The following is a 17,201-nucleotide window of genomic DNA, read 5'->3' as shown; positions in this document are numbered from 1 at the left end:
GCTTGTTATTTAACCTCATCAGTATAAGTGAGAAAAAATGTATAAAAATCTTCTTCTCGCGGTAGATCTGAGTAATCTAACGCAAGCCAAATATGTGGTAGAAACCGCACAGCAATTAACCGCACATAGCCCTGATGCTGTGTATCGTGTAGTCACTATTATTGAGCCAATGGATGACAGCTTTATCTCCGCATTTTTACCGAAAAATTTTGATAAATCGGTAGTTGCGGAGGCGAATAAAGCACTGCATGCTTTTACTCAAGCGAATTTTCCCGCAGGAGCAAAAGTCCAGCACATTGTGGCACATGGCACGATTTATGAAGAGATCAATCAAATTGCTGAACAGAAAAATGTAGATCTGATTATTATGCTAGCCAGCAGCAAACCAAATGCGAAAGGTTTAAGTGCGAATACTGTAAAAGTGGCACGTAACACTGACCGACCAGTTTTAGTTCTGCGCTAGGTCTTTTTTTAAGATACAATATGCCATTCTTTCAGAATGGCATTTTTATTACAGATTATGGCAAAAAAATTAAATATCATTTTCGCAGGTACGCCTGATTTTGCAGCAACCCATCTTCAAGCACTACTAAATTCACAGCATAATGTGATTGCAGTTTATACCCAGCCGGATAAACCAGCGGGGCGCGGCAAGAAGTTACAAGCAAGCCCTGTAAAACAGTTGGCAGAACAACATAACATTCCTGTTTATCAGCCTAAATCACTACGCAAAGAAGAAGCTCAGGCTGAATTGCAAGCACTGAATGCAGATGTGATGGTAGTGGTGGCTTATGGCTTGATTCTGCCAAAAGCGGTATTAGATGCGCCACGTTTAGGTTGCTTGAATGTGCATGGCTCAATTTTACCTCGTTGGCGAGGTGCAGCCCCGATTCAACGTGCAATTTGGGCTGGCGATCAAGAAACTGGCGTAACGATTATGCAGATGGATATTGGTTTAGATACTGGTGATATGTTACATAAAGTTTATACGCCAATTGAGCCAAATGAAACCTCAGCAACGCTCTATCATAAACTTGCAGAGCTTGCTCCTCCAGCACTGATTGAGGTGTTAGATAACTTAGAAAGCGGCAAATTTGTGCCAGAGAAACAGCAAGATGAGTTGGCAAACTATGCGGATAAATTAAGTAAAGAAGAAGCGTTATTAGATTGGAATTTGCCAGCGGAGCAGTTGGAACGTAATATTCGAGCGTTCAACCCTGCGCCTATTGCTTATCTTAATTTAACCGTTGATGGCAAAGAAGAGCGTATTAAAGTGTATCAAGCGGTGGTTTTTGCACATCAAAATGCAAAAGTCGGCACGATTTTAAATGTAGATAAAACGGGTATTCAAATTGCAACAGTAGATGGCGTTCTCAACATTACTCAATTGCAGCCATCGGGTAAAAAACCGATGAGTGTGCAGGATTTCCTGAATGGACGAGGGGATTGGTTTAAAGTAGGACAAACAATTTAATGAAAAAACAATCCGCCCGTGCGGTTGCCGCACAGATCATTTTACAAGTACTAGACGAAGGGAAATCGCTTTCAGCGTTGTTGCCTGAAGCGCAGGTTGAAAGTAAAGATCTCCCTTTGGTACAAGAGATCACCTTTGGGGTATGTCGCGTGCTACCGCGTCTAGAACAGATCATTAAATTATTAGTCAGTAAGCCGTTAAAAGGCAAAACCCGTTTGGTGCATTGTTTATTATTGGTTGGGTTATATCAGCTACTCTATATGCGTGTGCCTGAATTTGCAGCGGTAGATGAGGTGGTGAATGCCACTAAAACACTGAAATTAGACAGTTTTCGTGGGCTGACAAATGGCGTATTACGCCGTTTTCTGCGTGAAAGAGAGCAAATTTTAGCCAAAATAGATAAGCATTGGCAGACACTCCACCCTGAATGGTTAGTTAATCAGCTTAAAACAAGCTATCCACATTGGCGTGATATTGTGGAAGCAAATAATCAACGTCCACCGATGTGGATTCGAGTTAATCCACAGTATTCCACTACAGAAAATTATGGTGAATTACTGGGCGATTTGGTAAAAAATTCCGCTAAAGAGACCGCTTGTACTGCACCAAGCTGTGCGATTTTGCTCGAAAAGCCAGTGAGCGTCAGCCAACTTCCACATTTTGAGCAAGGTTGGGCAACCGTGCAAGATGCTCACGCACAATGGTCGGCAAGCTTACTTGAGCCAAAAAATGACGAACGCATTTTAGATGCTTGTGCCGCCCCAGGGGGGAAAACGACCCATATTTTAGAGTTAGCGCCTAAGGCGAATGTTATCGCATTAGATATCGAGCAGAGTCGCTTAAAGCGAGTGAGCGAAAATTTACAACGTTTAGGGCAGCAAGCAACGGTGATTTGTGGTGATGCTAGCCAGCCTGAAACATGGTTGGAAGAGGGGCTCATGTTCGATCGAATTCTGCTTGATGCACCTTGCTCGGCAACGGGGGTAATCCGCCGTCACCCAGATATTAAATGGCTTCGCCAAGAGCGTGATATTAGCGAGCTTGTGGCGCTACAGGCAAAAATTCTTCATGCATTATGGCAACGCTTAAAACCTAATGGCGTGTTACTCTATGCGACCTGTTCGATTTTGCCACAAGAAAATGATGAGCAAATCCGGCGTTTTATTGAAAATACGCCAAATGCTCGTTTAGCTGAAATGGACTTTGGCTTTGAAAAAACCACAACCAAGCAATTTTTTCCAAGTGAAAACGGCGGTGATGGATTTTTCTATGCAAAATTAGTGAAAGTAGCAGTCAATATAGATGAGCCAACAACGTTATAGTAAAAAGAAATTCCTATGAAAATCATCATTCTTGGAGCAGGTCAAGTCGGATCAACCCTTGCTGAAAATCTCGCGAGTAACGATAACGATATTACCATTATTGATAATGATCAGATTCGCCTAGATAAACTGCGTGATAAAAATGATCTACAAGCGATCAAAGGAAATGCGGCTTCACCTCGTATTTTGCGTGAGGCTGGGGCAAGTGATGCGGATTTGTTAGTTGCAGTAACAGATAGTGATGAAAGCAATATGGTTGCTTGTCAGATTGCTTATACGCTATTTCATATTCCGACCAAAATTGCGCGTATCCGAAATCCAGATTATGTGCGAGAACGTGAAGCGTTATTTAATGATAAAGTTTTACCTATCGACCATATTATCGCCCCAGAAGTGTTGGTGACTCAGGAAATTCTCCGTTTGATCGATTACCCCGGTGCGTTGCAAGTTGCCCACTTTACCAATGATTTAGTGAGCCTTGTGAGTGTAAAAGCTTACTATGGGGGGCCTTTAGTTGGCTACCCAATATCGGCATTAAATGATCATTTACCGCATATTGAGGCTCGTATTGTTTCCATTTTTCGTAATGACAAAGCTTTTGTACCTCAAGGCTCAACGATTATTGAAGCAGGTGATGAAGTCTATTTCATTTGCGCAAGCCATCATATTAAGGCGGTGATGTCAGAGTTACAACGCCTAGAAAAACCACATAAACGAGTGATGATCGTAGGAGGAGGGAATATCGCCACTGCATTGGCACAGGCTTTAGAGGAAAAATGTAGTGTCAAATTGCTTGAACCTAACCAAGCTAAAGCGGAGAAATTGGCAGAAAAACTGTCGAAAACATTGGTTTTGTGTGGCGATCCATCGGATCAGGAATTACTTTTTGAAGAACATATCGAAAATATCGATCTGTTTTTGGCCATGACAGGTGATGATGAGGCGAATATTATGTCTTCTCTACTCGCCAAACGACTTGGCGCTAAAAAAGCGATAGTGCTAGTACAGCGTATTTCTTACTTGCATTTAATTCAAGGTGGAACGATTGATATTGCGATTTCTCCGCAGCAAGCAACGATCTCTGCGCTTTCAAGTCATGTTCGTAAAGGCGATATTGTACGAGTTGCCTCGCTTAAACAAGGGATGGTTGAAGGTATTGAAGCGATTGCCCATGGGGATTATGAAACCTCAAAAGTGGTTGGGCGAGCGATTCGAGATGTGAAACTGCCACAGGGGGCAATTATTGGGGCGATTGTGCGTAATGGCGTGCCGATGATTGCGCATAAATCCACTGTGATCGAAGAAGGCGATCACGTCATTGTGTTTGTAAACGATAAAAAACAGTCGGTAGAGATTGAAAAATTGTTCCAGCCGAATGTGTTTTTCTTATAGCCTTTTGCAAATTTTTGCCTATTTTATACCGCTTGTCAGAATCTCATGTCCAATCCAATTTCAGCAAAGTTCAGGCGTTTTTCTGCATGGTCGTTTTATCTCGCGATCATTGCGCTTTATGCTTTTAGCCTTTGGGGGCTATTTACTCATCGTACAGATGAAACCTTTTGGTCATTGGCTGAAACATGGCGGATTGTGCAATATAGCGCAGGACAAGCATTGATTTCAGCGCTCTCTGCGACTTTACTTGGATTGCTCACGGCGCGCAGTTTTTTTTACCTTCCTTTTAAAGGCAAAGCACTTCTTTATAAACTTCTCGCTTTTGTTTGGTCGTTGCCCGCCTTGATTGTAATTTTTGCTTTGATTGGCGTATGGGGAAACAATGGTTGGCTTGCGCAATGCTGGCGGCTAATTGGATTGGAATGGCATTTCTCGCTTTATGGTTTGCAAGGTATTGTCTTGGCACACCTATTCTTAAATATCCCACTTGTTATGAAATATTGCCTTGAAGGTTTAAATCTTATTCCGAGTAGTAGTCACCAATTAGCTGCTCAGCTAAATTTAACCGGCTGGCACTATTTTCGTATTGTGGAATTGCCAGTATTAAGTGGCATTTTGCCCTATGCATTTGGTACGGTTTTTTTACTCTGTTTTACGAGTTTCCCGATTGTGCTCATGCTTGGCGGAGGGCCGAAATATAGCACGTTAGAAGTAGCAATTTATCAAGCGGTGACTTTTGAGTTTGATTTTGCAAAAGCAGTAATCTTAATTTTAGTGCAAGTGGCAATCGGTATACTGTTGCAGTTATTGATGTTATGGGCAAGCCGCCGTGCCTTTGAACAACAACGTTCAAAAGCAGTGATCGATACAATTTGGCGAGCAGCGCCGCAAGGGACTAAGCGCTTCTTATCTGCTATTTTTCTACTAATGATCTGCACAATGATTTTTGTGCCATTATTGAATGTGGTTTTGCGTGGCATTTCCGCATTAAACTGGCAGCGTTTATTTGCATTCGATTTAGTGCAGGCAGTGTGGTTCTCCTTGCTACTCGCTTTAATCTCAGGTATCACAGCTGTAGGTGTAAGCTATCTGTTAGCCTTAGAACATCGGCAACTTGTCTATCATCAACAAAAAGTTTGGCAAAGTATTTTAAGCAGTGTGGTGACTCTACCACTGATTTTGCCGGTGTTTTTATTATCTGTCGGCTTATTTTTACTGCTAATGTGGCATGACTTAAATCAATGGCAGTTAATTCTTTTGATTGGCATTTGTAATGGTTTAACGTTGCTGCCATTTATCTATCATTTGATATTCTCAGCAATGTGGCAGAGTTTGAAAAACCGCGATAAGCTAGCAAGAAGTCTAGGATTAAAAGGTTTTCAACGTTGGTGGATTGTGGAAAAAAATGCGTTAATTCGACCGCTTGCACAAGCCTTTGCATTAGCTATTTCTGCAAGTTTAGGCAGTTTTACCATTATTGCATTTTTTGGCAACCCAGATTTCGCGACATTGCCTTATTTACTCTATCAGCAGCTGGGTAATTATCGTACAGAAGAAGCGGCAGTTACAGCATTACTGCTACTACTTTGTGCTTTACTACCATTTTTGGCTATAAAACAAAAAGGGAGTTTATGATTGATTTAAATTTGGAATTCGATTACCCAGGTATGCCCATGCAGTTTCAGCTAAAAGTTGCAAAAGGCGAACGAGTCGCAGTTTTAGGTGAGAGCGGCGCAGGAAAAAGTACATTACTTAACTTAATTGCGGGGTTTGAGCAAGCAAATCGTGGTTATTTGCGTTTAAATGGAGAAGAGCATTTGGAGACAGAACCTGCCCAACGCCCAGTTTCAATGTTATTTCAAGATAATAATTTATTTGAACATTTAAGTGTTGAGCAGAATATTGGGCTGGCATTAGTGCCTTGTTTGCGTTTTAGTATTCAACAACAAGCTCAGATTGTGGAAATTGCCGAGAAGATGGGCATTGCGGAACTATTAAAACGCCGAGCGGATCAGCTTTCAGGCGGGCAAAAACAGCGTGTAGCATTGGCAAGAACCTTACTTAGAGATAAACCCATTTTGCTATTAGATGAGCCATTCTCAGCATTAGATCCGAAACGGCGTTCAGAATTGCAAACATTGGTAGCAAATTTGTGTGAAGAAAGGAATTTAACACTGTTAATGGTTACTCACCAATTTGATGAAAGTCGTGCATTATTTCATCGTCGTATCTTGCTTGATGCAGGGAAAATTATGACACATGAAAAGTAAACTTATGCAAGTTTGCTGTTTCTTGCTAGTCAAATAAATCTTTTTTCAGTATTATTTCAAAATTCATTTTTTGTTTATACGATAGTGAGGAATAGTGTGCCAAACCGTGATTATGCTGCTCGTTCAAAAAAGTCGGGTAAAAGCGTAAATAAATTGCTGATTTTAATTATTGTTTTGTTGTTATTGGGGATGAGCGCTTTAGCATTAATGTTATTAAGCTCGAAAGAACCAGTAAAAACAGAAATTTCCCAGCCTGTTGCGATTCAGCCACAAAAAAGCGAGCTCCCGACACCTCCTGCGGAGATTTATAGTTATATCCGTGATTTAGAAACGCGTGAAGTTCCTGTTGATAAGAATGCGAGAATTGCTCAATTAACCCGAGAACAGGAACAACAATTACAGCGCTTGCAGGAAGAAGAAAAACGTAAACAAGCATTAGCAGAGCTAAAAGAAAATATTCAAATTGAGCAAATGCAGCCTAATATCAATGCAGTAGAGCAAAATGCTCAAGATAAAAAAGTGGTTGCATTAACTGCTGAAGAGTTTGAAGCGAAAACGCAGGCAGAACAAAAAGCCGCAGAAGAAAAGAGTAAGCAGGCAGAATTAAGAAAACAGCAAGATGCGAAGAGAGCTGCTGACTTGCAGGCACAAAAAGCTAAGGAAGTGGCACAGGTTAAAGAGTCTAATGCGACTAAGGTTGTTGCTAAGCCAGCTAATGAAGCCCCGAAAGTGATTGGTAAATTTGGTTTGCAATGTGGTGCATTTAAAAACAAGGCGCAAGCTGAGAATATGCAGGCACGCCTTGCTATGGCTGGTTATAATGCCAGAATTAATAGTAATGGTGAGTGGAACCGTGTAGTTGTGGGGCCAATTGGTGATAGAGCTGCAGCTTCACAAGCTCAAGCAAATGCTCGCAGTGTTGCAGAGTGTTTAATTGTAGGTATGTAATTTTTAAGGATAACTATGCAATTTAAAGATTTTTTAGCCACATTTCCTAGTGTTGAACATTTAGCCGGATTAGATGTGCTTGATGCAGAAGGACAAGTTATTCATCATATTCCTGCAATTGAGGGAAAATTAGGCTCATTAAAATTGTATAATGCGCTTGCAGAGCAATTCTCAGGACAGCTTAATCAAAAAAGTGCAGAGCAAGGGTTAGTTTGGTTTGCCGAACATCTTCATGACGCGAAACAATTCCCAGGTAAGCATCCAAATATTGATTTGCTATTAGCGGTTGTGTCAGACCAACTGCAATATCGTTTAAATCCTATTGCTAAATAGTCTGTAATTTATTCATATAGTTTTAGTGTGCTATTTTCTATTTGACAATCATACGCAAGACGATAGAATAGTTACCAATTTCAAGCGCTATGGCATACTATAGCGCTTAATGCGGGAATAGCTCAGTTGGTAGAGCACGACCTTGCCAAGGTCGGGGTCGCGAGTTCGAGCCTCGTTTCCCGCTCCATTCTTAATTTAAAATATAGCACCATGGGGTGCTTTTTTTATATCTAAATTTTGCCATCAACCTAATCTAAGTATTTGATATTTATTATCATTTTTACCATTTTAAAAAATTTGATTTACTTCAAAGAAGAATCAAAATCTCATTGTTTTATTATTTTTTTTAATTATTCTCACCAATGGAAGAAATTGTTTTAACTTATTGATTTTTAAGTGATAAACATTCTCAAGTGTTTCATTTATATTCTTTTGTGGGGGCTCTTATGGAAAGAGTAAATAAAGTATTAAAAAGCGGTTTGGCTTTTGCCGCAATGTTAGGTTTCTGGCAGACATCTATTGCTGCACCGCAGCCAACAGAACTAGAAGGTGCAAAACCTGATTTAAAAATTGAATCTGCAAATCATAAATTTGCAGAAAAATATCCTCTTCAATACAACTCATGGAAAGCGACTTCAGAATCAACAGCACGTGATAGCATGTTAGAAGAAGATCCGCGTTTAGTTGTTCTTTGGGGCGGCTATGCTTTCTCTAAAGATTACAATAAACCTCGTGGTCACTTTTATGCGGTTACAGACGTACGTGAAATTTTACGTACAGGCGCACCTAAAGATGAAAATGGTGGCCCTCAGCCAATGGCATGCTGGACATGTAAAGGTCCTGATGTAGCGCGTATGATTGCAGAAAAAGGTGAAGAAGGATACTTCGATGCTAAATGGGCAAAATATGGTGCCGAAATGGTGAACTCAATTGGCTGTGCAGACTGCCATGATACTACCTCTAAAGAGTTTGAAGAAGGTAAAGCTGCATTGCGTGTTGCTCGCCCACATGTTTTACGTGCATTAGAATCTATCGGTTGGAAATTCGATACCCTTGAAAAACATGGCCAGCGCGCTGCTGTATGTGCAAACTGCCATGTAGAGTATTATTTTAGAGGGGATAAAAAAGTCGTCACCTTCCCTTGGGATAAAGGCATCGATATTGATAGTATGGAAAAATACTATGATGAAGCCGGTTTTACAGATTGGGTTCACTCAATGTCTAAAGCACCAATGTTAAAAGCGCAGCACCCAGATTTCGAAACTTGGGCGATGGATACGCATGGTCAAAATGGCGTGACTTGTATCGACTGCCATATGCCAAAAGTAGAAACAAAAGATGGCAAAGTTTATACCGACCATAAAATTGGTAATCCATTTGATAACTTTGAGCACACTTGCAAAACCTGTCATGAGCAAAGTAAAGAGACTTTACAAGCACGCGTGAAAGAGAGCAAAAAACAGATCAAAGATGCAATGTTGAAATTAGAAGATCAATTAGTTAAAGCGCACTTTGAGGCGAAAGCAGCTTGGGATGCAGGTGCCGCTGAAGACGAGATGAAACAAGCACTTACTGCAATTCGCCACGCTCAATGGCGTTGGGATATGTCCGCAGCAGGTCATGGTGGACATATGCATGCACCAAAAGTGGTTTTACATATGATCGCAACAGGTATGGATAGAGCGGCAGATGCTCGAGCAGCATTGGCTGGTGTACTTGTGAAACACGGTGTAGAGACACCAGTTCAGGTGCCAGATATTTCTACCAAAGAAAAAGCTCAAAAAGTCATGGGCATTGACTTTGATGGTGAAAAAGCAGCTAAAGACGAATTCTTGCGCACAGTCGTTCCACAATGGGAAGAAGAAGCGAAGAAAAAAGGTTTACTCCCTGCGGATAATCAGTAATCCGATAAGGAGAACAATATGAAAGTGATTATTTCAAAATTAGGGCGGTTTGCCGCCCTGCAAGCGGTCGCTTTTGCAGGATTATTTGCAATAGCTACTGCGAATGCGCAAGAAGGAAGTTTTCCTGCTCAGCCTAAACCGTTGTGGGCGGAAACGGCATCAGATGCACAAATTGCTAAAGATGCACGCCGCGACCCAAATAAATATTGTGTTGATTGTCATGGTCATTTATCTGCATTTGAACATGCGGGTAAACACTTTCAACACGGTACGAAAAGCCCAAATACTGGGGAACAGTTAAACTGCACATCTTGTCACGGTAATATTTCCGAAAATCATCGTAAAGGTGTAAAAGATGTAATGCGTTTTAATGTGCATGGTCAGGCAAAAAATCCAGCACTCGAACGTTCACCACAAGAACAAAATGCGGTTTGTTTTGCTTGCCATAATCCAGACAAGCTTCGTGAGACATTCTGGGCACATGATGTACATGCACCAAAAATCGCATGTGTAAACTGCCATAAATTGCACCCAGAAAGTGAGCCAATGAAGGCTAGCGAACCTAAACAGCGCATTAAACTTTGTGTAGATTGTCATACCAAAGTGCATCAAGGTGAATTTAAAAAAGTATTAGCAGGTTCAGAAGGAACTAAGGAGACAAAATGAGTTGCTCCCGCCGTGATTTCGTCTCAGGGGCAGGAGCGCTGATTGCGGTGGCAGGTACAACAGGACTTGCTACCAGCTCTCTCGGGCTTGCTGCTGAAACAGAACAAAAAATGATTCGCTATGCGATGGTACATGATGAGCAAATCTGTATTGGTTGTACGGCTTGTATGGATGCTTGCCGTGAAACCAACAATGTGCCAGAAGGCGTTGCTCGTTTGGAGATGATTAAAAGTGCGCCAAAAGGCGAATTTCCTAACGTACGTTACGATTTCTTCCGCCAATCTTGCCAACATTGTACCAATGCTCCATGTGTTAGTGTTTGCCCGACTGGGGCATCTTATATCGATATTACTAATGGTATTGTAGATGTAAAACCTGATTTGTGTGTAGGTTGCCAATATTGTGTAGCGGTGTGCCCATATCGAGTTCGTTACATTGATCCAGTGAAGAAAACCGCAGATAAATGTAATTTCTGCCGAGATACAAATCTCGCAGCAGGTAAACAGCCAGCTTGTGTTGAAGCCTGCCCAGTAAAAGCATTAACCTTTGGTGACGCAAACGATCCGAATAGTGCGGTTTCTATCAAAATTCGAGAAAATGAGACTTATCGCACGAAAACGCGCTTAGGTACAGAGCCAAATCTATACCATATTCCACGCAAATACGAGGAGGCGGCACAATGATGTACGATCAAGTACCTTTCCAAACGCCTGATCTCGTTTGGGATTCAAGTATCGCAATTTACCTCTTTTTATTAGGGGTGGCTTCTGGTTCTAGCTTGTTAGCGTTAATTTACAAATATACACATAAGCTAGCCAAACCAAGTGAAAACTGGATCATTCGTGCAGCAGCATTCTTAGCACCGGTTTCAGTAACGGTTGGTCTGTTGCTATTAATTTTCCACTTAGCACGTCCTTGGACATTCTGGTTCTTAATGTTTAACTACCAGTTTGATTCGGTGATGTCTATGGGAGTAGCAATGTTCCAGATTTATATGGCGCTAGCTTTCCTATGGATAGCGGTCATTTTCCGCGATGAGATTGCAAGCTTAATTAAACGCTATATCCCTGCACTTGGCTTTATAAACGGTATTATTGATGTTGCGGTCAGATTTACAACTGCGATTGAAGTCTTGTTCTTCATCTTTAATATTCTGTTAGGGGTTTATACGGGATTTCTACTCTCAGATTTGATTAGTTACCCAATGTTAAATAATGGGGTATTGCCTTATTTATTCCTTGCATCGGGAACCTCATCTGGTATTGCAGCATTGATGATTTGTGTTCTCGTGTTTGGTAAGTTATCCGCACACAGTAATGAAAGCCATTTTCTACATAAAATGGAATTGCCAACGGTGATTGTGGAAGCCATTTTATTGGTTGCATTCTTTGGCGTACTTTATAGTGCCGGTGGAGATAGTGCATTATCTGCAGATAACGCGCTCTCAGGATTCTGGGGAATGGTATTCTGGGGCGGTGTGGTTGCAATCGGAATGTTATTCCCCCAAGTTGCTAACCTAATTGCAGGAAAATCCTTAAAACAGAATAGAGGCTTTATGGTTTTCTTGGCACTTGCTGGTTTATTTGGGGTTGTCTGTTTACGTTACTTTATCTTATATGCGGGGCAATTAACGATCGCAAGTTAATATTCTTTGGCTTTTCAAGCGGTTGAATTTGGCAAAAAATTTGCAAAATTCGACCGCTTGCTTTTTTTGTGAAGGTGAAAGTGGTAAAGTAGAGCCGCTTTATCATTAGGACAATAAAAATGAATAAACCTATCAAAAACGAAAAACTTATCGTACTTTCTAACGGCTTACTACGTTTAGTTGGTAATATTGTTAAAATTTTTAGTTATGTCGTGCATGGAATTTTCCCGAAAAAACGCTTCACGATACCTGAATTTAGCCCTGCTAAAATTATTTCTAAACGTAACACCAAAATTACGCGTACCATTTGGCAAACTAATTACAGTAATCGTGTTACCTTTCCTGTCTATTGCAATTATCTGTTAAATCGTCTGTTGTCATTAAGCTATGACTATCGCTATGTTAGTACAGAAGAGCGAGCAAGCTATATTCAACAAAATGCCGATGAACGAACTTTTAATGCTTATAGTAAATTAACAGATGGAGCCTCTCAAGCTGACTTTTGGCGTATTTTTACGTTATATAAGGAAGGGGGAATCTATATGGATATTGATGGGCATTTAGTTTGGAATTTAGACGATATTATTGATGATGAAGATAGTGAAGTGGTGATTACACGTCGCGGTGAATATACTAATTTCTTTTTGGCGAGTGAAAAAGGTAATCAATTTTTGCAAGATACGTTAGATATCATTATTGATAATATTGAGCAACGGCGTATTGATGGTGGTGTTTTTGTGCTGACGGGGCCTGACACATTAAGAAAGGCATTGGAAAATGTAGATGTAAACAGCCGTAGAGATAAATTAACCTGTGCTCAGGGAACGTTTACCAATGAATATTTCCAATATATGGATAAGAAAATGGGAAAATGGAATCACGCAAAAAATGAGGATCTTATTAAGTAAGCCCTTAGACTAAGTTTAATAAATCGGCAACTAAACAAATTTTGTGAGATCTCACTTGCCAAGTGATAGTCGCTTAAGTAATATTAGCACCACATTTGCTCTGGTGGTGGAATTGGTAGACACGCTATCTTGAGGGGGTAGTGTCCATAGGATGTGCGAGTTCGAGTCTCGCCCAGAGCACCAAAATTTTTAGACCCAGCTTTTTAGCTGGGTTTTTTTATTTTAATTTTATTTCTAAATAATTGAATTGATAGCCTAGCCAAATCTTCCCTAAATCGGTACAATCCAAATCTTGCATTTTCTTAACAAATGTCATTTACATTTCTTTGGAGAACACAGCCTTATGTCGTGGAATGATCCACAAGACCCTTGGGGAAAACCAGGGGCAAAAAAGCCGGAGCAAAATGGTACTGATAAACAACCAGAGCAAGGGCCTCAAAAATCCGAACAGCAACCACCTGATTTAGAAGAAGTATTTAATAACCTATTGAAAAAAATGGGTGGAAATAAAGGTGGTCATTCTCATCAACCCAATCAATCGAATTCTCCTGCATTTGGTAAATTCTTGCCTGTTGCTTTAGCGCTTGGCGCTATTGTGTGGGCTGCATCTGGTTTTTATACAGTGCAAGAAGCCGAACGAGGTGTAGTGACTCGCTTTGGTAAACTCTACGATATTGTCCAACCCGGGTTAAACTGGAAACCGACTTTTGTGGATCATGTACGCCCAGTGAATGTGCAACGCGTTTTAGAGCTAAATACCAGTGGCTCGATGCTGACTAAAGATGAAAATATGGTATTGGTTGAAATGACAGTGCAATACCGTATTGAAGATCCTGCAAAATATCTTTTCAATGTCAATAAACCTGATGATAGCTTGAAACAAGCGACTGACAGTGCTTTACGCTATGTGGTCGGTCATATGACGATGGATGATATTTTAACCACAGGGCGAGCGGTAGTACGTGAAAACACATGGAATGCTTTGCGTGAAATTATCAAAACTTACGATATGGGGTTACTCATTACGGACGTAAACTTCCAATATGCTCGTCCACCAGAAGAAGTGAAAGCCGCCTTTGATGATGCGATCAAAGCCCAAGAAGATGAGCAGCGCTTAATCCGTGAAGCAGAAGCTTATGCCCGTGGACAAGAGCCGATTGCTCGTGGTCAAGCACAGCGAATTGTGGAGCAAGCAAACGCGTATAAAGAGCAGGTTGTGCTAAATGCACGAGGTGAAGTGGAACGTTTTACACAAGTGTTGCCAGAATACCGCAAAGCACCAGAAGTGACCCGTGAACGTTTGTATATTCAAACGATGGAAAAGGTAATGAAAAATACGCCGAAACTGATGATGGATAGCGCAAATGGCAATAATTTAACCGTGTTACCGGTGGATAAACTTTTGCAAAATAAAGCGGAAAATCAACCGCTTACACAACCAAAAGTAGTCATTCCATCAGCACCTACAGCAGTTCAACCACAAGTGATACAACCACAAAATCAAGATGTGTCGGCAAGTGAGCCAGTGCGTAAAGGGAGATTTTAATAATGCGTAGATTGTTATTACCCATTTTAGCGGTTGTTGCCTTTATCGTTTATCAATCTGTTGTGGTCATTCAAGAAGGGCAACGTGGCATTATGATGCGTTTTAACAAAGTGCAACGTGATGCGGAAAATCAAGTGCAAGTTTATACGCCAGGGCTGCACTTTAAAGTGCCAGTGATCGACCAAATCAAAACGCTTGATGCACGTATTCAAACGCTTGATGGTAAGGAAGATCGTTTTGTTACCGTTGAGAAAAAAGACTTATTAGTTGATTCTTATGTGAAATGGCGCATCAGTGATTTTGGACAGTTCTATACCTCAACAGGTGGCGATTATCAAAAAGCGTCTGATCTATTACGCCGTAAAGTAAACGACCGCCTACGTTCAGAAATAGGTTCTCGCACCATTAAAGATATTGTTTCTGGTTCTCGTGGTGAGTTAATGGCTGGTGCTCAAAAGGCCTTAAATGCTGGCGAAGACGGTGCGGAAAAACTCGGAATTGAAGTGGTTGATGTGCGTGTCAAACAGATTAACTTACCAAATGAAGTTTCATCATCAATTTACCAACGTATGCAAGCGGAACGTGCGGCGGTGGCTCGTGAACATCGTTCACAAGGTGAGGAAAAAGCGGAAGGTATCAGAGCTGATGTTGATCGTAAGGTGGTTTTAATTCTTGCGAATGCGAATAAAACCGCAGAAGAATTAAAAGGTGCTGGTGATGCTGAAGCTGCCAAAATTTATGCAGATGCTTTCAATCAAGAGCCTGAATTTTACCGCTTTATTCGTAGCTTAAAAGCCTATGAAGAGAGCTTTGCGGAAGGCAGTAACAATATAATGTTACTTAAGCCAGATAGTGAATTCTTCCGCTTTATGAAAGCGCCGAAGTAATACGTTCTAAGTGATCAAATGGGGCGTATGCTTACGCTCATATAAATTTTAAATGGGCAGAGCATATGCCCTAGTTCTTTTAAGGAGTTCTAAAATGGGAAAAAGTGTCGTAATCCTTGGCGCACAATGGGGCGATGAAGGAAAAGGCAAAATTGTCGATCTATTAACAGACCGTGTGAAGTATGTAGTGCGTTACCAAGGTGGACATAATGCCGGTCATACCTTAATTATTAATGGTGAGAAGACGGTATTACGTTTAATTCCAAGCGGTATTTTACGTGATAATGTAACTTGCTTAATCGGCAATGGCGTGGTGCTTTCTCCAAGTGCATTAATGCAAGAGATGAGTGAATTAGAAAGTCGTGGTATCAATGTACGTGAGCGTTTAAAAATTTCTGAAGCTTGTCCGCTGATTTTGCCTTATCACGTAGCAATGGATAATGCACGTGAAAATGCGTTAGGTGAAAATAAAATTGGTACAACTCGCCGTGGGATTGGACCGGCTTATGAAGATAAAGTGGCTCGTCGTGGTTTGCGTGTTGGCGATTTATTTAACCGTGAAGCTTTTGCGCAAAAACTCAAAACCATTTTAGAGTACTATAACTTCCAGCTCGTAAACTACTACAAAGTTGAGCCGGTAGATTATCAACAAACTTTAGATGAAGTCTTTGCGGTTGCTGATATCATCACTGGTATGGTTGCAGATGTGACAACCTTGTTACACAAAGCTCGTGAAAATGGTGACAACATTTTATTTGAAGGTGCACAAGGTACGATGTTAGATATCGATCATGGTACTTATCCATATGTAACCAGCTCAAATACTACCGCAGGTGGTGTTGCAAGCGGTTCTGGTTTTGGCCCTCGCAATTTAGATTATGTTTTAGGTATTATCAAAGCTTACTGTACCCGTGTAGGCGGCGGCCCATTCACCACAGAGTTATTTGATGAAGTGGGTATGGAAATTGCGAAAAAAGGAAACGAATTTGGTGCGGTAACAGGACGCCCTCGCCGTTGTGGTTGGTTTGATGCAGTAGCGGTTCGCCGTGCGATTCAGATTAACTCTATTACTGGCTTCTGTATGACCAAATTAGACGTGCTAGATGGCTTTAAAGAGATCAAAATCTGTACCGCATACAAAATGCCAAATGGTGAAATTGTAGAACACGCACCAATGGCAGCAGCTGATTGGGAAGGGGTTGAGCCAATTTATGAAACCTTACCGGGTTGGTCTGAAAATACTTTCCGTGTGACGAAATGGGAAGATTTACCACAAAATGCGATCAATTATATTAAACGTGTTGAAGAGATCGTAGGTGTACCAATTCACATTCTTTCAACTGGTCCTGATCGTGTTGAGACAATGATTTTACAAGATCCTTTTGCATAATTTAGTGGATAATTACCCGCTTGGTAAATTTTAAACTGAATAGCCGATGTATTATCGGCTATTCTTTTTTTCATTTTTACTGATTATGATAGTATTTTTAAGTGATATCTTAAAAGTTATACCAATGCCAATGTTAGTTGCTGTGATGCTCATGGTTTCTGTCGGTACTTTTAACTGGCAGTCAGTGAAAGAACTAAAAATACATCTGATTGGTTTTAATGTAGTGATGTTAGTTACGATTGCCATTGTAGTGTATATTTTGGGATGTGACAGCTGTTTCCGCCCTAGATAAAGTGGTTTTAAAATACCGAAAATTGGGGATAGAGGTGGAAGTGATTGGATTGAATGAAGCAAGTAAAACTTTAGTTGATCGATTTGGCGTACATGATAAATCGGAAGAAACCGATATTATTACGCACCCTTAAATAGTCTGACTACTCTTGAATTTTTGATAACTATCCCTATTTTAGGTGTTCGGTTTTTTGCCGAGTTTTATTATTTATTTGGAGAAATATC

The 17,201-nt window shown here is 40.8% G+C and carries 17 protein-coding genes and 2 tRNA genes; all 19 read left to right on the top strand.

The genetic code is table 11. The features are described from left to right. Positions 1-37: 37 nt before the first annotated feature. The 19 genes from F542_RS08600 to F542_RS11255 all read left to right on the top strand — a co-directional run bounded on the left by F542_RS08600 (position 38) and on the right by F542_RS11255 (position 17,110). Complete coding sequence (locus F542_RS08600) at positions 38-463, top strand: universal stress protein (protein WP_015431885.1); 426 nt, start codon at positions 38-40, stop codon at positions 461-463. A 36-nt stretch (positions 464-499) separates the two neighbouring features. Next, on the top strand, positions 500-1,474 hold the full coding sequence (fmt, locus tag F542_RS08595; RefSeq protein WP_015431886.1) for a methionyl-tRNA formyltransferase: 975 nt from the start codon (positions 500-502) through the stop codon (positions 1,472-1,474). Next, a complete protein-coding gene (gene rsmB, locus F542_RS08590) occupies positions 1,474-2,796 on the top strand; it encodes a 16S rRNA (cytosine(967)-C(5))-methyltransferase RsmB (RefSeq protein WP_025267323.1) in 1,323 nt (440 codons plus the stop codon). The genes fmt and rsmB overlap by 1 nt, the downstream gene beginning before the upstream one ends. A 15-nt stretch (positions 2,797-2,811) precedes the next feature. After that, positions 2,812-4,188 (top strand): Trk system potassium transporter TrkA, encoded by a 1,377-nt coding sequence (trkA, locus tag F542_RS08585; protein ID WP_025267322.1) that lies wholly within the window; start codon positions 2,812-2,814, stop codon positions 4,186-4,188. 45 nt (positions 4,189-4,233) lie between these two features. Continuing rightward, the gene (gene thiP, locus F542_RS08580) at positions 4,234-5,823 is read left to right on the top strand and encodes a thiamine/thiamine pyrophosphate ABC transporter permease (RefSeq protein WP_025267321.1); all 1,590 of its coding nucleotides are present in this window, start codon (positions 4,234-4,236) and stop codon (positions 5,821-5,823) included. Beyond that, positions 5,820-6,458, top strand: coding sequence for a thiamine ABC transporter ATP-binding protein (thiQ, locus tag F542_RS08575; protein WP_025267320.1), 639 nt, complete (start codon positions 5,820-5,822; stop codon positions 6,456-6,458). Before thiP ends, thiQ begins: the two co-directional genes overlap by 4 nt. 96 nt (positions 6,459-6,554) lie before the next feature. Beyond that, positions 6,555-7,406, top strand: coding sequence for a cell division protein FtsN (gene ftsN, locus F542_RS08570; protein WP_025267319.1), 852 nt, complete (start codon positions 6,555-6,557; stop codon positions 7,404-7,406). A 15-nt stretch (positions 7,407-7,421) separates the two neighbouring features. Beyond that, entirely contained in the window at positions 7,422-7,739 is a 318-nt protein-coding gene (locus F542_RS08565; RefSeq protein WP_015431892.1) for a DUF2322 family protein, read from the top strand. A 111-nt stretch (positions 7,740-7,850) separates the two neighbouring features. Next, a tRNA-Gly gene (locus F542_RS08560) sits at positions 7,851-7,926 on the top strand. A gap of 259 nt (positions 7,927-8,185) precedes the next feature. After that, positions 8,186-9,643 carry an ammonia-forming nitrite reductase cytochrome c552 subunit gene (nrfA, locus tag F542_RS08555; RefSeq protein ID WP_025267318.1) on the top strand — a complete coding sequence of 486 codons (1,458 nt, stop codon included), beginning with the start codon at positions 8,186-8,188 and terminating at the stop codon, positions 9,641-9,643. Between the two features lie 18 nt (positions 9,644-9,661). Then, complete coding sequence (nrfB, locus tag F542_RS08550; protein ID WP_015431894.1) at positions 9,662-10,309, top strand: cytochrome c nitrite reductase pentaheme subunit; 648 nt, start codon at positions 9,662-9,664, stop codon at positions 10,307-10,309. Further along, positions 10,306-10,992, top strand: a complete 687-nt coding sequence (gene nrfC, locus F542_RS08545; RefSeq protein WP_025267317.1) for a cytochrome c nitrite reductase Fe-S protein — start codon at positions 10,306-10,308, stop codon at positions 10,990-10,992. The genes nrfB and nrfC overlap by 4 nt, the downstream gene beginning before the upstream one ends. Next, positions 10,992-11,954, top strand: a complete 963-nt coding sequence (gene nrfD, locus F542_RS08540) for a cytochrome c nitrite reductase subunit NrfD (RefSeq protein WP_042365808.1) — start codon at positions 10,992-10,994, stop codon at positions 11,952-11,954. The genes nrfC and nrfD overlap by 1 nt, the downstream gene beginning before the upstream one ends. Positions 11,955-12,073: 119 nt before the next feature. Then, complete coding sequence (locus F542_RS08535) at positions 12,074-12,862, top strand: glycosyltransferase family 32 protein (protein ID WP_015431897.1); 789 nt, start codon at positions 12,074-12,076, stop codon at positions 12,860-12,862. Positions 12,863-12,959: 97 nt separating this feature from the next. Next, positions 12,960-13,045: transfer RNA gene (locus tag F542_RS08530), tRNA-Leu, on the top strand. Positions 13,046-13,205: 160 nt separating this feature from the next. Continuing rightward, positions 13,206-14,408, top strand: a complete 1,203-nt coding sequence (gene hflK / locus F542_RS08525) for an FtsH protease activity modulator HflK (protein WP_025267315.1) — start codon at positions 13,206-13,208, stop codon at positions 14,406-14,408. Positions 14,409-14,410: 2 nt separating this feature from the next. Continuing rightward, a complete protein-coding gene (gene hflC / locus F542_RS08520) occupies positions 14,411-15,295 on the top strand; it encodes a protease modulator HflC (protein ID WP_025267314.1) in 885 nt (294 codons plus the stop codon). A 94-nt stretch (positions 15,296-15,389) separates the two neighbouring features. Continuing rightward, a complete protein-coding gene (locus tag F542_RS08515; RefSeq protein WP_025267313.1) occupies positions 15,390-16,685 on the top strand; it encodes an adenylosuccinate synthase in 1,296 nt (431 codons plus the stop codon). Between the two features lie 266 nt (positions 16,686-16,951). After that, on the top strand, positions 16,952-17,110 hold the full coding sequence (locus F542_RS11255; protein ID WP_015431902.1) for a sulfate transporter: 159 nt from the start codon (positions 16,952-16,954) through the stop codon (positions 17,108-17,110). Positions 17,111-17,201: the final 91 nt, after the last annotated feature.

The organism is Bibersteinia trehalosi USDA-ARS-USMARC-188, from assembly GCF_000521725.1.
Classification (GTDB): Bacteria; Pseudomonadota; Gammaproteobacteria; order Enterobacterales; family Pasteurellaceae; genus Bibersteinia; species Bibersteinia trehalosi.
The sequence above is the reverse complement of the archived record's forward strand: the minus strand, read 5'-3'. Positions and strand labels throughout refer to the sequence as shown.